A 13,753-nucleotide genomic window follows, 5' to 3' on the forward strand; every position below is an offset into this window, starting at 1 on the left:
GGGGTGTCGATGCTGGGGAAGATGTTGAGGACCTTGCGGCGGCCGGCGAAGTCCTGGAGCGAGGTGTCCGCGAGGCCCTCGCCGACCAGCGTGAACGCGGGGGCCTGGCTGCCGGCGGCGGGCAGTACGCCGCCGATCTCGACCGGGTTCCCCTTGAGCGTGACCTGAGCCATGAAAAGCCTCCTACCAGCGGTGTACGACAGACAACGCCGTCGATCCTACTGCCCGCACCCCGCGCCCGACGCGGGGTGACCGAGGAGCGGACACCCTCCCGCGTCGCGCTGGCGGAGTCGGCCCGATTCTGGGCCTGAGGCCGCCGGGCGGGGCTGTGCGATGCTGACGGGGCGGCAGACGGCTGAGGCCGGTGGGACAGGGGGAGGGGCGGATGGCCGAGGGCGGCGGGAGCGGGTTCGACGTGGTACGGCGCGGCTACGAGTGCGCGGAGGTGGACGCCTACCTGGCCCTGGCGCCCTCCCGGCGCCCGGACGCCCCGGGTTTCACCATCGCCCGGCGCGGCTACGACCGGGCGCAGGTCGACCGCGCGCTGGCCGCCGCACCTGCCGCTGCGGTGCCCGTGGACGCGGTCGCCCGGCGCGGGTTCGACCTGGTGAGCTGGGGCTACGAGCGGTCCGAGGTGGATGCCTACCTGGCGTCGGCGTCGGCGTCGGGGGCGGGGCGGCGTGCGGGCGGGCCTCGGTTCCGGCTCGTGCGGCGCGGCTACCACCCCGCGCAGGTCGACCTGGTGGCGGCGGGCGCGGTGCCGGTGTTCGCCACGGCGTGGCGCGGCTACGACCCGGCACAGGTGGACGCCCACCTGGCGCAGGCCACGCATCGGCGCCCGGCGGCCGCGGTGTTCGCGGTGGTGCCCCGGGGCTACCGGCGTGCGCAGGTGGACGGCTACCTGGGGGCGTACGGTCCGGGCGGCACGGTCGCGCCGTCCTGAGGACCGCCGGGCCGCCCGCCGGGCCGACTGCCGAGCCACCGGCGGTTGTGCGAATTCGGTGACGCATCGTCAGTTCCGCGTGGTCTACTGCGTGCCGGATCGTTCGCGCACAAGTCGCCGCGAGGAGTGGACCGTTCGATGAACGCCGTATGCCCGGGGTGCGCCGCCGGGGAGCACGCCCTGCCCGTGCCCGAGGCCCTGGAGGACGCGGCTGCGGCCGCCGTGGACCCGCCGGCGGCCGCCCACCTGGCCCCGCCGCCCGCGCCGGGGCCGCAGCCCGTACGGGAGAGCGCGGCGGTGGTCGTGCTGGTGGTGGTCGCGGCGCTCTGGCTGCTGGTGGGGGTGCTGGGCATGCTGCACCCGGATCCGGACCTGCATCGACACGACGACGCCTATCGGGCGGGCCACCTGCTGGGCGGCCTGGTCGGCCCGGCGGTGCTGACGGCCGCGGCCCTGCTGGTGCGCACCGTCTCCCGGCGGCGGGGCCGGCGACGGGAGGAGGAGCGACTGCGGGTCCAGCACGCGCGCCGGCAGGACCTGATGCAGCGGTGGCGGCGCGGCTGGTGGTGCCGGCGCTGCCGGGTGGCGTTCTTCCCGTCCGGTGCGCTGCACCCGGGCAGTCCAGCCTCGCCCGCGCTGGCGGCGCAGCACTACCCGGCCTGGGTGCTGGGCGTCGGCGCCCCGGGGACGCGGGGAGAGGACGGCCAGGTGCTCTCGTAGTGGGCCGGGCGCGCGTCGCGCCCGGAAGGGCACATCCCGGCGGAGGCCACCCCGCGACCCCAATCCCCGTGAGGCCCGCGCGGACCGTCCAGGATGCGGCGGGCCTGGCGAGGGGTCAGCGGGCGGAGGACGAGGCATTCGGTGACCAGGTCATCCATGCCCGCTTCCTGCCACCTGTCGTCCGCACCCGCAGCCGCATTATTCGTGTGCGCGCCGCGGGGCAGGCCTGTTAGCTTGCCCGCCTTGGCTTGCCTGCCGATGGGTGGCGGGCGCCCGGGGAGTGGGGGACGGCGGGTGTCGATGGTGGACTGGTGGCCGGTCCGGGGGAAGGTGTGCTCCCTGGCTTGGGAGGGCGGCGAGTTGATCGATCCGGTCGGCGGTGGTCGGCGGTGGAGCGCGGACGGGACGGAGCGTCCCGGCCGAGCTGTCGCCGCCGCTTTCGGCCCCGGGTTCGACCGGGCAGTGGTCTCGCCCTCGGGGCGCTACGCCGTCGTCCACGAGGAGCGGGGTACCAGGGGTGTGGTCGTCGGCCTCGACGGACGGGGCGTGCTGCGCGAGCTCGCCCGGGCCGACCACTGCGCCGACGCCTACGACTACCCGGTCGCGCTCGGCGCGCTGCCCGACGGCCGCGAGGTGCTCGTCCACTGCCCCGAGGAGTACAACGTGCTCCAGATCGAGGAGTTGGAGTCCGGACGGCGCCTCACCGGAGGTGCCCGGGAGCCCGTGGACATCTTCCACTCGCGGCCGGCGGTGAGCCCGGACGGCCGGTACCTGCTGGTGACGGGCTGGGTGTGGCACCCCTACGGTGTCGCGGAGGTGTACGACCTCGCGGCGGCGCTCGCCGATCCGGCGGTGCTGGACGGCGACGGGGTTCTCCCGGCGTCCCCCGAGACCGACGCCGAAGTGGTCTCCGGCTGCTGGCTGGACGCCGACCGGTTGGCGATCGCCACAACGGGCGAGCTCGACTACCTGGTCGACGACGGAGCCGACGACGGGGCCGACGAGTCCGGCTGCGCGGCGGCCCCGGCCGCTGGAGCGAACCACCTCGGAGTGTGGTCGATGTCGGTCCGGCGCTGGCTGCACCACAGCCCCTTGGACCACCGCGCCGGCACCCTGCTCGGCCGGGGCGGCTCCGCCCAGGTGGTCTCGCTCCACGGGCACCCCCGCCTGCTCGACGCCGCGACCGGCACCCTGGTCGCCGAGTGGCCCGAGGTGACGCTCACCCGGCGGAACGGCAGCTACGGCGCCGAGCACATCCCGACCCCCGTCGCCGCGCTCAGCCCGGACGGCCGCCGCCTCGCCGTCGCCCAGGACAAGGGCATCGCCCTGATCGACCTGCCGGACTGACCTGGCTGACCGGACTGACCGGACTGACCGGACTGACCGGGCCGGCCGCACGGAGGTGTCGGAGGGCGTGGCTAGCATCCCCGGCATGGGCTACACCACTGACTTCACCGGCCGGGTCGCCGTCACCCCACCGCTCAACCCGGCCGAGATCGCGTACCTGCGGAAGTTCGCCGGCACCCGCCGCATGGACCGTGCCGGCGGCCCCTACTACGTCGACGGGAGCGGCTACGCGGGGCAGGGCCGCGACGCCGACATCCGCGACTTCGACAAGCCCCCGGCGGGTCAGCCCGGCCTCTGGTGCCGCTGGGTGCCGACGGCGGACGGTGCGGCGATCGAGTGGAGCCAGGTGGAGAAGTTCTACGACGCGCCCGAGTGGATGACCTATCTGATCGACCACTTCTTGAAGCCCCGCGCCCATGCCCAAGGCACGCCCGGTTTCGAGGAGTTCACGTTCGACCACGTGGCCGACGGCACGATCGACGCACAGGGGGAGGAGCCCTGGGACACCTGGCAGCTCCTGGTGCGCGGCAACGAGGTCTCCGTCTCCGCGGCCGAACTCCCGGACCCGGCCTGGCTGTGCGGGGGGTGCCGGGAGCCCGTCGCCGACGAGGACGCCGGGTGCTGCCCGGGCGCGGAGCCGATGCCGGTGTTCCCGGAGCCGTGACGTCCGGGGCACTCGGGCGTCCCTCGCCCCCGCCGCGCTGCGCGCCCGCCCGGGTGGCAGCCCTCAGCTGTACGGGCTCCAGCGCCCGAAGCGGGCCAGCAGGTGGCGGGCACCGTCCTCGTCCAGGCCGAGTGCGGCGGCCGTCGCCGCGAGGCCCAGGTCGCGTCGGGCGTCGTGGGCGGGCCAGTACGCGGTCCGCTCCGCGGTCACCTCCAGCAACCGGGCGGCCCGCAGCGCCGCCAACGGGGAGTTCTGCGCCAGCTTCTCGATGGCCTCGCCCAGGCCGTGCAGCACCTCGGCGAGGTCCTCGGGCAGGGCCACGGCCGACTTCTCGACCTCGACGGTGTGCTGGTCCCACTCCTGCTCGCAGGTGTCCGCCGGCTCCGCGGCCGCTTCGCCGAGCCGCTGTTCGCCGATCTGCCCCCAGTCGAGCGGGTGCTCGGGGCCGGACCAGCCGCAGGAGCACACGGCGCGCAGGGCGTGCGCGCGCGGGGCGAGGCGTGAGTGCCCGTCGTACACGGTCCACTGCGCGGTGGTCAGTCCGGCCCCGTGCTCCGTCATCATGATGTACGCGGGTTTCGGCACGGTCCCGTCGGCGAGGAGCACGCCGACCGACCCGGTGTGCGAGGCCCCGAACTCGTCCGTCGTCCATGTCTCTTGCTTGACCATGACGAGCCTGCCTCTCCAGTGGTCCGCCTACGCGGAACGCCCGCCCCCGGGCGCGGCACCGACGATCCCGCAGCAGGGGCTCACGGACCACCGAAACCGCGAAACGCCGCCCATCCGTGTCACCTTCGGGGACACTCCCCGCGGGAACGGTCGGCCGGCTGCCTACAGCGCGCGTTCGGAGCAGAAGGTCGACAGCGAAGGCGGCCGGCACAAGAATGCCAACGCGGCGGAGAGCTCGAAGACCACAGTGAGGTTTGATGAAGCCGATACGGATCTACCCGAAGTACCAGCGGTTGTTCCTCGTGGCGGGCGGGCTGGTGTTCCTTTCAATCGCGGTCGCCGGTGTGATCATCACCCCGATCGGTTCCAAGGTGTTCTACTCGTTCGTGCTGGTGTTCTCGGTGGTCTGGTGTCACCAGGGTGCCCGGCTGGGACTGGTCATCGGGCCCCAGGGCATCGTCGAGCGCTCGATGGGACGTCCGAACCGCATCTCCTGGCAGGACATCGAGGACGTCAGGGTCGAGGGCGGGACGAACGCCGGGGTGGCCGCAGTCGTGATGATCGCGCTGACCGTCCGCGGTGGTGACGTCCTGCTGCTGCGGGGAACGGCGCGGTACGACCGGAAGGGCGTCGAGCAGACCCGCCGTCGGATTCTTGCCATGCGGGCCGCCGCCCTGGGAACTCCGGTGGAATCGTAGGGCTTTCAGAGTCCGGGAAACGGCCACGGGCCGTCCGGGAAGCGATCTCCGACCCGCGTCGCATGCTGCGCCCACTCCTCTCCTGAACCCCGGGGTTGTTGCTGACCTCGGGCGGGTTCGGTGACTGCGGATCGGGCGGCGGGACCTCCAAGACCCCCGACCGGGTAAAGCTGAGGCGGGGCGGTGCACCGTGCCGGTACGATCCTGCTCGCCGCGCACGCAGGTGCGGGGGCGGGGGGATCGGGGCGAGGTGTGTCCGCGCCGCCTTCGTGCCTTCACGCCTTCGTGTCTTGTGCCTCCTTCGGTGCCCGGTGCCCGGTGCCGGGTGCCCGCTCACGGGCCGCTCGGTGCGGGTGAGCGGCGCCTCTCCCCGTCCCGCTAGGAAAGCAGTTCATGGTCTTCTCGCTTGTGGTGCTCGTCGTGCTCGTGGTGCTCGTCGCCGTCGTGGGCAAAGTGATCGTCTCGCAGCGCGCCCGGGAACGGCGGAGCCTCCTGGAGACCGAGCTGTGGCGCAGGCTGGCCCCGCGCGAGCAGCTCGTGGTCAAGGGGGACGAGCCGTCCGCGGAGTTGGCGGCCGTGCTCGATGGGGCCGGGGGCGGTGACTGGCGGGCGGTGGCGAAGTACCTGGCCGAAGCCGAAGCCGGAGCCGACAGCGGTGCTGACAGCCGCGCCAACCGGCGCTGGATGCGGATGGAGCCGCTCAGCACGGCGGCCTCCAAGGAGGACCACTGGCTACGGCGGTGGCGCGAGGAGGAGCCGCGCGACGCGGCGGCCGCCCTGCTGCAGACCGACGCACTGGTGCAGCTCGCCTGGGAGATCCGCACCGGCAGGTACGCCTCAGAGGTGACCAGGGAGCAGGCCCGCGGGTTCCACCGCGTACTGGGGGAGGCGGAGCAGGCCGCGCGGGAGGCCGTCGAGCTGGCTCCGGCCGAGGACCCCAACCCCTGGGTGGCGCAGATCGCGATCGCCATGGGACTGGGCCGGTCGAACGAGGACTTCCGTCAGCTGTGGGCCGAGGTGACGGCCCGTGACCCGCACCACCTGCGGGCGCACGAGGGCGCGCTGCAGTACTGGTGCGCCAAGTGGCACGGCAGCAACGAGCTGATGCACGCCTTCGTCGACGCCGCGCTCGCCGACGCACCGGCCGGCAGCCTGCTGACCAGCCTGCGGGTGCGGGCGCTCTTCGAGCAGTACACCCGCGACAGCGCCGGGGCGGCCGCCTACCGGACGCCGGAGTTCACCGCGGCCGTGGACGCCCTGCTGGCCGATCTGGAGCAGGCCGATCCGGCGCACCCGCAGCTCCAGGCCGCCCGGGGCTGGGCCGCCTGGTCACTGGTCATGAACGCCCGGGTGGCGCACGCCTTCGAGATGTTCGAGGTGATGGGCCGTGAGGTGGCCGGCCCCTGGAGCGCCTACGAGGACCCGCAGACGGCCTTCCACCGGATGCGCACGATCGCCGTGGACGCGATCGCCCGGGCGACGGTCTGACCTGCACCGGTCGGGCACCGGTCGGGCGCCGGTCGGGCGCCGGTCGGGCGCCGGTCGGGCGCCGGTCGGGCGCCGGTCAGTGTCCTGCCGACACCGACCGTCCGATCGGCCAACGCGGTCCGTCCGGGCCGCCCTGCCACGCCCACTGGGAGTCGGGGGTGACGGTGATGCCGTAGTCGTACCGGTCCGGGCGGCCGAGCTCCTCCCACGCGGACCGGGCGGCCGTCACCTCGTCGCCGATGCGGCGCGGCCCGCCCTGGTACAGCATCACGGAGCCGTCGCCGCGCGCGGTGAACGCGGCCCACGACCGGTCGCCGTCGTGGACCCAGGCGTTGACGCCGTCCTCGTCCCGGCCGGTGAGCAGTGCCGCGTCCGGTACGGCCACGCGCAGGGCGAAGCGCAGGTCCCAGTCGTTCTCCAACGGGCCCAGGTCGTACGCCGGGAGCAGGCGCTCCGCGTCCGGTTCGGCCGTGCCGCCGCGCACCGCGGTGTAGGCGGCGTGGCCGGCGGGTGCCGGGGTGGGGGCGGTGCGGTCGGCCATGAACTGGGCGAGGCCCTGGACCCAGCCGGTCGCGCTCCTGCCGTCGTCGGCGACGACGAGGGCGACGTGCCCCAACAGGCCCCAGGGGTAGACGATCCGGCCGCCCGGCCGTACCGCCTCCACCCAGGCCCACGGGACGGCCTCCACCGCGTAGGTGGCGTGGATCCGGTCGACGGGCACCCCGCCGGGCACCCCGCCGCCGGTCGCGTTGCCGGCCACCACCTCGACGGTGAGACCGGCGGCCGCCAGGCGGTGGCGGGCGGCGGCGGCCAGGTGCTCGTCCACCTCGCTGGAGACCACCAGCCCGGGACCGGCCCGCCACGCGGCCAGCGCCGCCGTCCACCCCTGCCCGGTGCCGATGTCCCACACCCGGTGGCCGGGTCCCAGGCGGAGGCTGTCCAGCATGTCCGCCACGACGGACGGCGCGGACAGCGACGAGGACGGCAGGGACGGTGCCGACAGGCTGCTGCCGACCTGGGTGACGGCCGCGTCGTGGACGCCGGCGAACAGCTCGTCCGCCCACCCGCGCGGGTCCGTCGTACGGTCGAGCGGCACATAGGCCCGGCCGTCCCAGCGCCACAGCCGGTCCGGCGCGAACCGGTCGCGCGGCACCGCCGCCATGGCCTCGCGCACCCACGGGGACGCGGTCGGCCACGCCCCGTCGCGCTCCATCACCGCGTCCAGGTGCGCCCGGCGACCCGCCAGGTCCTCGTCGTCCGTCACCGTGCGCTACTTGCGGCGCGTGCCGGTGCCCGGCGGCGGGGGCGGGACCTGCCCGTCGTTGTTCCCGGGCGGCGGGGTGCCCGTTCCGGGGTCCGGCGCCGGCTTCTCGTGCTTGCCCATGCGGGTTCCCTTCGGTCGCGTAGGGGACACGGTCGGCCGCTCATCCTCGCCCACCCCGGTGCCGCACGGTAGTGGGCGCGCGGGAGCGCCCACGGGGCGCGCGCCGCGGCGCCGCGCCCGCCACGGGCCCGGCGTCCGGTTCCGGTTCCGGTCAGAAGGACCGGAAGATGCCGTCCGGGTCGTCCTGTGCGGCCCTGGCGAACTCCTCGAAGCCCATGTTGGCGATGCTCAGGTTCGCGTGGATCCCGTGGACGCCGGTCGGGAGGGTGCGGAAGGAACGGCCGTACCTGGTCGTCAGGGCGTAATCCCTGTCCTCACGCCGGACGGCGGTGACCGCGAGAAGCGTGCGGGGCGCGGACCGCATCGTCGTGCGGTCGGCGAGGAAGACGACGCTCGGGTGCTCGCCGGAGCGGACCTCCGCTGCCACCTCGTCGGCAGTCGCGTCCGCCCAGGCGGGGTCGTCGACGAAGTGGACGAGCGACTCGTAGCACCGGTCTCCCCAGGGCTTGCCCAGTTCCGTCACCACCGCCCGCCAGCCGGCCTCGTCGTGGTAGTCGGTGCGGATGACCAGGGCGTCGAATCCGCCGTGGTCGGCGACACCGGGCAACGTCCTCATGGGGGGCTCCCTCCCTCGGAGCCGACCGCCGATCCGCGGTCGGGACAGCTCCGTACGGTCCAGTCTCCCGCGGAGCACCGACAGCAAGGGCAGACGGCCCGCGGAGGGAGTGTGCTTCAACCGGGCCCGAGCTCCGGTAAGGTCAACACCCCTCAACTACAGGATGATTGACGGTGATGCACGTGCAGAGGTACGGCCGAACCGAGCTCGAATGGGACGAGTTGACCGAGGCCGGTTGCGACTACCTGGCCGAGGTCGCCAGAGGCGGCGGCATGACGACCTACACCAAGTTGAACGCGGCTCTGGTGGAGCGGACGGGGCAGCCCGGATTCGACTTCTCGCAGGCCGGGCACCGGGCGGCCGTCGGCCACCTGCTGGGCCTCGTCACGGCAGCCGGCCGTACCGGGAAGGAGCCGATGCTCTCCGCGCTGGTCCAGTACGAAGGGCTGAACGACGCCGGCCCCGGGTTCTACCGCCTGGCGCAGGAACTCGGGCTCCTGTCGCTCGGCGCTTCGAAGGCGGAGAAGGAGAAGTTCTGGACCGACCAGGTGCGAGCCCTGTACGCCGTGCACCCCCGTGCCACCGGCCCGGCCGCCGGCGGGAAGTACTAGGGCCTGTCCGGCGGATCTTGCCAGGCGCGCGACGCCGGGCATCCCGCCTGGACGCACGCCCGAATCGCCCAAGTACGTCCAGTACGAGGCCGACTCGGCGCACGCCCAGCCGGGCGCCCAACGCCGCGCGCTGATCTGCCAAGATCCGCCGGACAGGCCCTAGCGGCGCGGAGGCAGGACCCCGGGGTCCTGCCGGTCCGTTCGACGGCACTGTCCGTGGGCTCCTGGGCTCAGGAGAGGGTGGGCTCGGCCCCGTCTGCCCCGCCGAGTCCCGGGAGGGCGTCCTGCCGGACGACGGCGTCGGCCAGCGGCACCTGCTTCATGCTGCCTTCGCAGAGGATGAGGGAGCGGCGGTCCCGCTTGTGGTCATGGATGACGCCGTAACCGGCACGGCGGGTCGGCATGAGGGCTACCGGCCGTTCGCAGGCCGGGCACTGAACTCTCGGGGCACGCATACGCACAGGTTGCCCGGTGCCACTGACAATGACCAGGGGCGTGCGGATGCGGGCACCGACCCTACCCGTCCTCGTCCTCCTCCTCGGGCTCGGACTCGGTGGTTCACCAGAGGCGCGGCCCGGATCGCGTCGACATCGCCCTGCCACCGCAGTTGTGCCACGTCCCCGGTGCGGTCAACCGGGCCACGCCGCAACCCCAAGAGGAGGAATCCGTGTCCCTGCCCAGCCTGCTCGCCGTGATGGCGCACCCCGACGACGAGTCGCTCGCGGCCGGGGGCGTACTCGCCCAGCACGCCGATGCCGGAGCCCGGACCACCGTCGTCACCGCGACCTGGGAGCAAGGGACCCAGCGCGCAAGGGAGTTGGCCGAGGCGGTCCGGATCCTCGGAGCGGGGGAGCCCCGGCTGCTCGGCTGGGCCGACCACCGGGTTCCCGACTCCGCCCCCGGACGGCCGCGTTTGTGCGACGCGCCGTTGGACGCGGTGGTCGGTCAAGGGGCGACGGGCGTCGTGCCGCGGGCGCGTGGATGCGGGCGGGGAGAGCTCGAATTCCGCCGGGAGCTGACGGTCCGTCCCCGCCGGTGCGGGCGTCGACGTCCTTCCGCGGCGCCGAGTGATGAGCCGGGCCGGCCCGGCGGGGCCGGTTGTCGGTGGTGACCACTACGTTCATCACCACAAGCGCTGCCGCCCTGTCGTGGCGCGCTGTCCCCCCAACCCCATTGGAGATGGTGTGCTTCTGCCTGCCTGGGAAGGTTCGAGTACGGTCCGGGTGGTTCCGCCCGCCCGGCCCCGCAAGCTCGCGAAGGTGCCGTTCGTGCAGTTGGCGGACGGTCGGCTGCAGGGTGTGGTGTCCAGCGGTTCGGACATCGGCCGGGTCTACGTGTCGGCCGTTGAGGCCGGTTCCTTCGCGTTCTCGTGCAGCACCAACAACAACCGTCCGTGCGGCGGCGCCCGGGGTGGCTACTGCAAGCACCTGGAGGCGCTGGTCGGCGAGGCGGTGGTGCAGTTCGGCGGTGACCGTGTCGCCCGTTACCTGCGGGTGGACACCGGTACGGAGGAGGCCACCGCCCGGGTCATCACCGGTGCCATGAGCGCCACCCGCCCGGTGAAGGCCGCCGAGTCGCCCGCGGCGGCGGTGTTCACCCGGTTCCTGAACCACCTGGAGTACCTGGAGTTCGAGCCGGTGACCACTCCGCTGCCGGACCTGCACTGGTTCCCGACCACCCGGGCGGTGGCGTGATGCGCACCGACCTCCTCCACGCGCCGGTCGGCGGCCTCGACGAGGCGCTCGCCGTCGTCGACGCCTTCGACCGGGCGATGTCCGACGGCCTGGTGCGGCCCCGGCCGGCCCAGGCCCAGGCGCTGGCCGAGCTCGCGGGGGCCGTCGCGGACTCGCCGCTGGCCGCCCTCGTCGCCGAGGCCGCCGAGAAGGCGGCCGCCGGCACCGCGGACGAGGGCCACCTGCTGGCCCTGGCGGCCGCCCGTACCGCTCTGCTCGGTGCGGCCCACGACGCGCTCCACGGTGTCGTGGGTGGGGCGACCGGTCGTACCACCGCCCCGTGGACGGTGCCCGCCGAGGGCCCGGGCGGCGCGTCGAACGTGCTCACCGCGGTCCGCGCCTGGCTCGCGGACCTGGCCCGTACCGGCTGGCTCGGCATGGACCACGACCTCGTGTCGGCCTCGGCGCAGCTCGTCTCCGCGATGCTCCCGGACCCGCAGCTGCGTCGCCTCGCCGTCCTGCTGGACGGGTTCGCGGGCGAACTCGCCGCGTCCTGCCCGGGAGCGAGTCTGGAACGCGTCCCGGTCCGCCGCTGGGCCGACCTGTGGTCGCGGGCCCTGTTGCTGGCGACTCCCGGTGCGGGCACCGTCCCTGACCCGCAGACGGTCACCGGACGGCTGCTGCCGCTCGGCGTCGACCTGCACGAGCACGCGACGGCCGCGCAGGCCCAGGTCCACGCCGTGTTCGAGCCGGCCGACGGCTCCGCGCCCCGCCTGGTCCGGGCGTCGGTGTCGGTCCCGAAGCCGGACAGCGTCCTGGGCGCCGGGGTCTGGCAGCTGCTGCGCCCCCGGATGTCGCTCCTGGCGGCGGCGGGCGAGGGCCGCGCCGTGACGGTGACGGACATGCCGCTCACCGCCGAGGGCGACCTGCTGTGGAGCGACGAACTCGCCCGCACCGCGGCCGAGGCCGACCCGTTCGCCACCGCCCGGGTCGTGCTGCCCACCGCCGTGGGCGCGCCGGTCGCGCCGCTGGAGCGCCACCCGGTACGCCTGGCCGAGCCGGTCTTCCTGGAGGGCTACACCGCCCTGGAGCAGGACGGGGTGCTGACCTTCGACCTGGCCGGCCACCCGCTCGCCGTCGACACCGACCGCATCCCGGTGGCGGGCCCGCTCACGCCGCAGGCGGTGGCCGCGTCCACCGCGTGCATCGGCCTGCTGCGCTGGGACGCCGGGGCCTTCGTCCTCCAGCCGCTGGCCGTCGAATCCACCGTCAAGCGCCGGACGGTGGGCCTGCACGCCGGTGCGTGGGCGGGCGGCACCACCGACAAGAGCGGCGGCAAGGCCGAGGCGGCAGCGACCGAGACGGTGACCGTGCTGCGCGAGCGCGCCGGCAAGCTGCTGCGGAAGTGAACGGACCCATGACCTCCTCCTCCACCTCCTCCACCACCACCGATGGGAACGGCGGTGCTCTCGCGGACCCCGAGGGGAACCGCCGACAGGTGCTGTACTGGCAGCTGCTGGCGCGTCTGTTCGACCCGGCGGAGCAGCCCGCGCTGGAGACGGCGAGTCTGGCCGTCGTCGAGGACCTGGGCCTGCCCGCGGGCCTGCTGGACCCTCGTACGTCCGTGGACTCGCTCGTCCAGCGCCACCCCGGCCTGGCAGCGGAGTTCGACGGCCTCCTGGTGCCGGGCGCCGACGCCGACATCGAAACCGACGCTGACGACGCCGCCGCCGACTCTGACACCGAAACCGACGCTGACGCCGCCGCAGGCCCGGTCGGGGCCCGCGACCGGGCCGCCGAGGTCCGGCGCGCGGCCCTGTACTCCAAGATCCTCCTCAACGCCCTCGCCACCGGCTCCGGCACGGTGACCGCGGGCCAGCTCTCCCGCTGGCAGTCCGACGCGGGATGGCTGGAACGCGCCCTCGGCTGCAAGCCCGGGGAACTGCGCGCCGGCCGCCACGCAGGCCTCGGCCGTCACGCCGGCACTGGCATCGGCACCCCCGGGACCCCCGGCACCCCGGACCTGTCCACGCTGATCCCCGTGATCGGCCCCGAGCTCGCCGCCATCGAGGCCGATCTGGTCAAGCGGATGCGCCTGCGCGAAGTCCTCGCGGACAGCAGGCTCGCCGCCCGCCTCACCCCGAGCATGTCGCTGATCGAGCAGCTGCTGCACGACAAGGGCAACCTCGACGGCACCGCGCTCGCCAACGCCAAGGCCCTGATCCGCCGGTTCGTCGACGAGGTCGCCGAGGTGCTGCGCACCCAGGTCGAGAAGGCCACGGCGGGGGAGCTGGACCGCTCGGTGCCGCCGAAGCGGGTGTGGCGCAACCTCGACCTCAAGCGCACGGTCGAGAAGAACCTCGTCAACTGGAGCCCCGACGACGAGCGGCTCTACGTCGACCGGCTCTACTACCGGCACACCACCCGCAAGACGACGCCGCAGCGCCTGATCGTGGTCGTGGACCAGTCCGGCTCGATGGTCGACTCCATGGTCAACTGCACCATCCTCGCCTCGATCTTCGCCGGCCTGCCCAAGGTCGACGTCCACCTGGTGGCGTACGACACCCGGGCCGTCGACCTCACCCCGTGGGTCCACGACCCGTTCGAGACGCTGCTGCGCACCCAGCTCGGCGGCGGCACCGACGGTACGGTCGCCATGGCCCTCGCCCAGCCGAAGATCGCCGAGCCGGTCAACACCGTCGTCGTGTGGATCTCCGACTTCTACGAGTGGCGCGGCGAGGAGCTGTTCGCGCAGATGGCCGCCGTGCACCGCTCCGGCGTGAAGTTCATCCCGGTCGGCTCGGTCACGAGTGCGGGCCGGGGCAGCGTCAACCCGTGGTTCCGCCAGCGGTTCAAGGACCAGGGCACCCCGGTGCTCTCCGGCCACATCAACAAGCTGGTCCACGAGCTCAAGACGTTCCTGACCTGAGCGCCGCACCG

At 73.9% G+C, this 13,753-nt stretch carries 15 protein-coding genes and 1 pseudogene; 11 read left to right on the forward strand and 5 right to left on the reverse strand.

Translation table 11 applies throughout. The annotated features are described in order from the left end of the window. Positions 1–173: redoxin family protein (locus tag ACFXPX_RS27790; protein WP_380522858.1), on the reverse strand; the 173-nt coding region annotated here is incomplete at its 3' end. Between the two features lie 212 nt (positions 174–385). On the opposite strand from ACFXPX_RS27790, the gene ACFXPX_RS27795 reads away from it, so the two are divergent. The 4 genes from ACFXPX_RS27795 to ACFXPX_RS27810 all read left to right on the forward strand — a co-directional run bounded on the left by ACFXPX_RS27795 (position 386) and on the right by ACFXPX_RS27810 (position 3,674). Continuing rightward, the gene (locus ACFXPX_RS27795) at positions 386–943 is read left to right on the forward strand and encodes a DivIVA domain-containing protein (protein ID WP_380643898.1); all 558 of its coding nucleotides are present in this window, start codon (positions 386–388) and stop codon (positions 941–943) included. A gap of 138 nt (positions 944–1,081) precedes the next feature. Further along, a complete protein-coding gene (locus ACFXPX_RS27800; protein WP_380643899.1) occupies positions 1,082–1,663 on the forward strand; it encodes a hypothetical protein in 582 nt (193 codons plus the stop codon). Positions 1,664–2,125: 462 nt separating this feature from the next. Further along, the gene (locus ACFXPX_RS27805; protein WP_380643900.1) at positions 2,126–3,010 is read left to right on the forward strand and encodes a hypothetical protein; all 885 of its coding nucleotides are present in this window, start codon (positions 2,126–2,128) and stop codon (positions 3,008–3,010) included. A gap of 85 nt (positions 3,011–3,095) precedes the next feature. Beyond that, positions 3,096–3,674 (forward strand): hypothetical protein, encoded by a 579-nt coding sequence (locus ACFXPX_RS27810; protein WP_380643901.1) that lies wholly within the window; start codon positions 3,096–3,098, stop codon positions 3,672–3,674. Between the two features lie 63 nt (positions 3,675–3,737). Here ACFXPX_RS27810 and ACFXPX_RS27815 read toward each other — a convergent pair whose 3' ends face one another. Beyond that, entirely contained in the window at positions 3,738–4,343 is a 606-nt protein-coding gene (locus ACFXPX_RS27815; protein ID WP_380643902.1) for a hypothetical protein, read from the reverse strand. 257 nt (positions 4,344–4,600) lie between these two features. Here ACFXPX_RS27815 and ACFXPX_RS27820 point away from each other — a divergent pair, with 257 nt between their 5' ends. Further along, complete coding sequence (locus ACFXPX_RS27820) at positions 4,601–5,041, forward strand: hypothetical protein (RefSeq protein ID WP_380595162.1); 441 nt, start codon at positions 4,601–4,603, stop codon at positions 5,039–5,041. A gap of 393 nt (positions 5,042–5,434) precedes the next feature. After that, on the forward strand, positions 5,435–6,529 hold the full coding sequence (locus ACFXPX_RS27825; protein ID WP_380643903.1) for a hypothetical protein: 1,095 nt from the start codon (positions 5,435–5,437) through the stop codon (positions 6,527–6,529). 76 nt (positions 6,530–6,605) lie between these two features. Here the strand turns inward: ACFXPX_RS27825 and ACFXPX_RS27830 are convergent, their stop codons facing one another. Together ACFXPX_RS27830 and ACFXPX_RS27835 are read right to left on the reverse strand one after the other, a co-directional pair. Further along, positions 6,606–7,793, reverse strand: coding sequence for a protein-L-isoaspartate O-methyltransferase (locus tag ACFXPX_RS27830; RefSeq protein WP_380643904.1), 1,188 nt, complete (start codon positions 7,791–7,793; stop codon positions 6,606–6,608). Between the two features lie 271 nt (positions 7,794–8,064). Next, a complete protein-coding gene (locus ACFXPX_RS27835; RefSeq protein ID WP_380643905.1) occupies positions 8,065–8,529 on the reverse strand; it encodes a DUF6924 domain-containing protein in 465 nt (154 codons plus the stop codon). Positions 8,530–8,705: 176 nt separating this feature from the next. On the opposite strand from ACFXPX_RS27835, the gene ACFXPX_RS27840 reads away from it, so the two are divergent. Then, positions 8,706–9,140, forward strand: coding sequence for a hypothetical protein (locus tag ACFXPX_RS27840; RefSeq protein ID WP_380522796.1), 435 nt, complete (start codon positions 8,706–8,708; stop codon positions 9,138–9,140). A gap of 230 nt (positions 9,141–9,370) precedes the next feature. Here the strand turns inward: ACFXPX_RS27840 and ACFXPX_RS27845 are convergent, their stop codons facing one another. After that, complete coding sequence (locus tag ACFXPX_RS27845) at positions 9,371–9,544, reverse strand: hypothetical protein (RefSeq protein ID WP_380643906.1); 174 nt, start codon at positions 9,542–9,544, stop codon at positions 9,371–9,373. A 263-nt stretch (positions 9,545–9,807) separates the two neighbouring features. Between ACFXPX_RS27845 and ACFXPX_RS27850 the strand changes: the two are divergent. The 4 genes and pseudogenes from ACFXPX_RS27850 to ACFXPX_RS27865 all read left to right on the forward strand — a co-directional run. Next, positions 9,808–10,083: pseudogene (locus ACFXPX_RS27850) on the forward strand (PIG-L deacetylase family protein); the annotation flags it as partial. A 247-nt stretch (positions 10,084–10,330) separates the two neighbouring features. Further along, positions 10,331–10,834, forward strand: a complete 504-nt coding sequence (locus tag ACFXPX_RS27855) for a hypothetical protein (RefSeq protein ID WP_380522859.1) — start codon at positions 10,331–10,333, stop codon at positions 10,832–10,834. After that, the gene (locus ACFXPX_RS27860) at positions 10,834–12,222 is read left to right on the forward strand and encodes a hypothetical protein (RefSeq protein WP_380643907.1); all 1,389 of its coding nucleotides are present in this window, start codon (positions 10,834–10,836) and stop codon (positions 12,220–12,222) included. The genes ACFXPX_RS27855 and ACFXPX_RS27860 overlap by 1 nt, the downstream gene beginning before the upstream one ends. Positions 12,223–12,230: 8 nt before the next feature. Next, the gene (locus ACFXPX_RS27865; protein WP_380643908.1) at positions 12,231–13,742 is read left to right on the forward strand and encodes a VWA domain-containing protein; all 1,512 of its coding nucleotides are present in this window, start codon (positions 12,231–12,233) and stop codon (positions 13,740–13,742) included. The last annotated feature ends 11 nt before the right edge of the window (positions 13,743–13,753 follow it).

Origin of the sequence: Kitasatospora sp. NPDC059146, from assembly GCF_042786665.1 — a bacterium.
Classification (GTDB): Bacteria; Actinomycetota; Actinomycetes; order Streptomycetales; family Streptomycetaceae; genus Kitasatospora.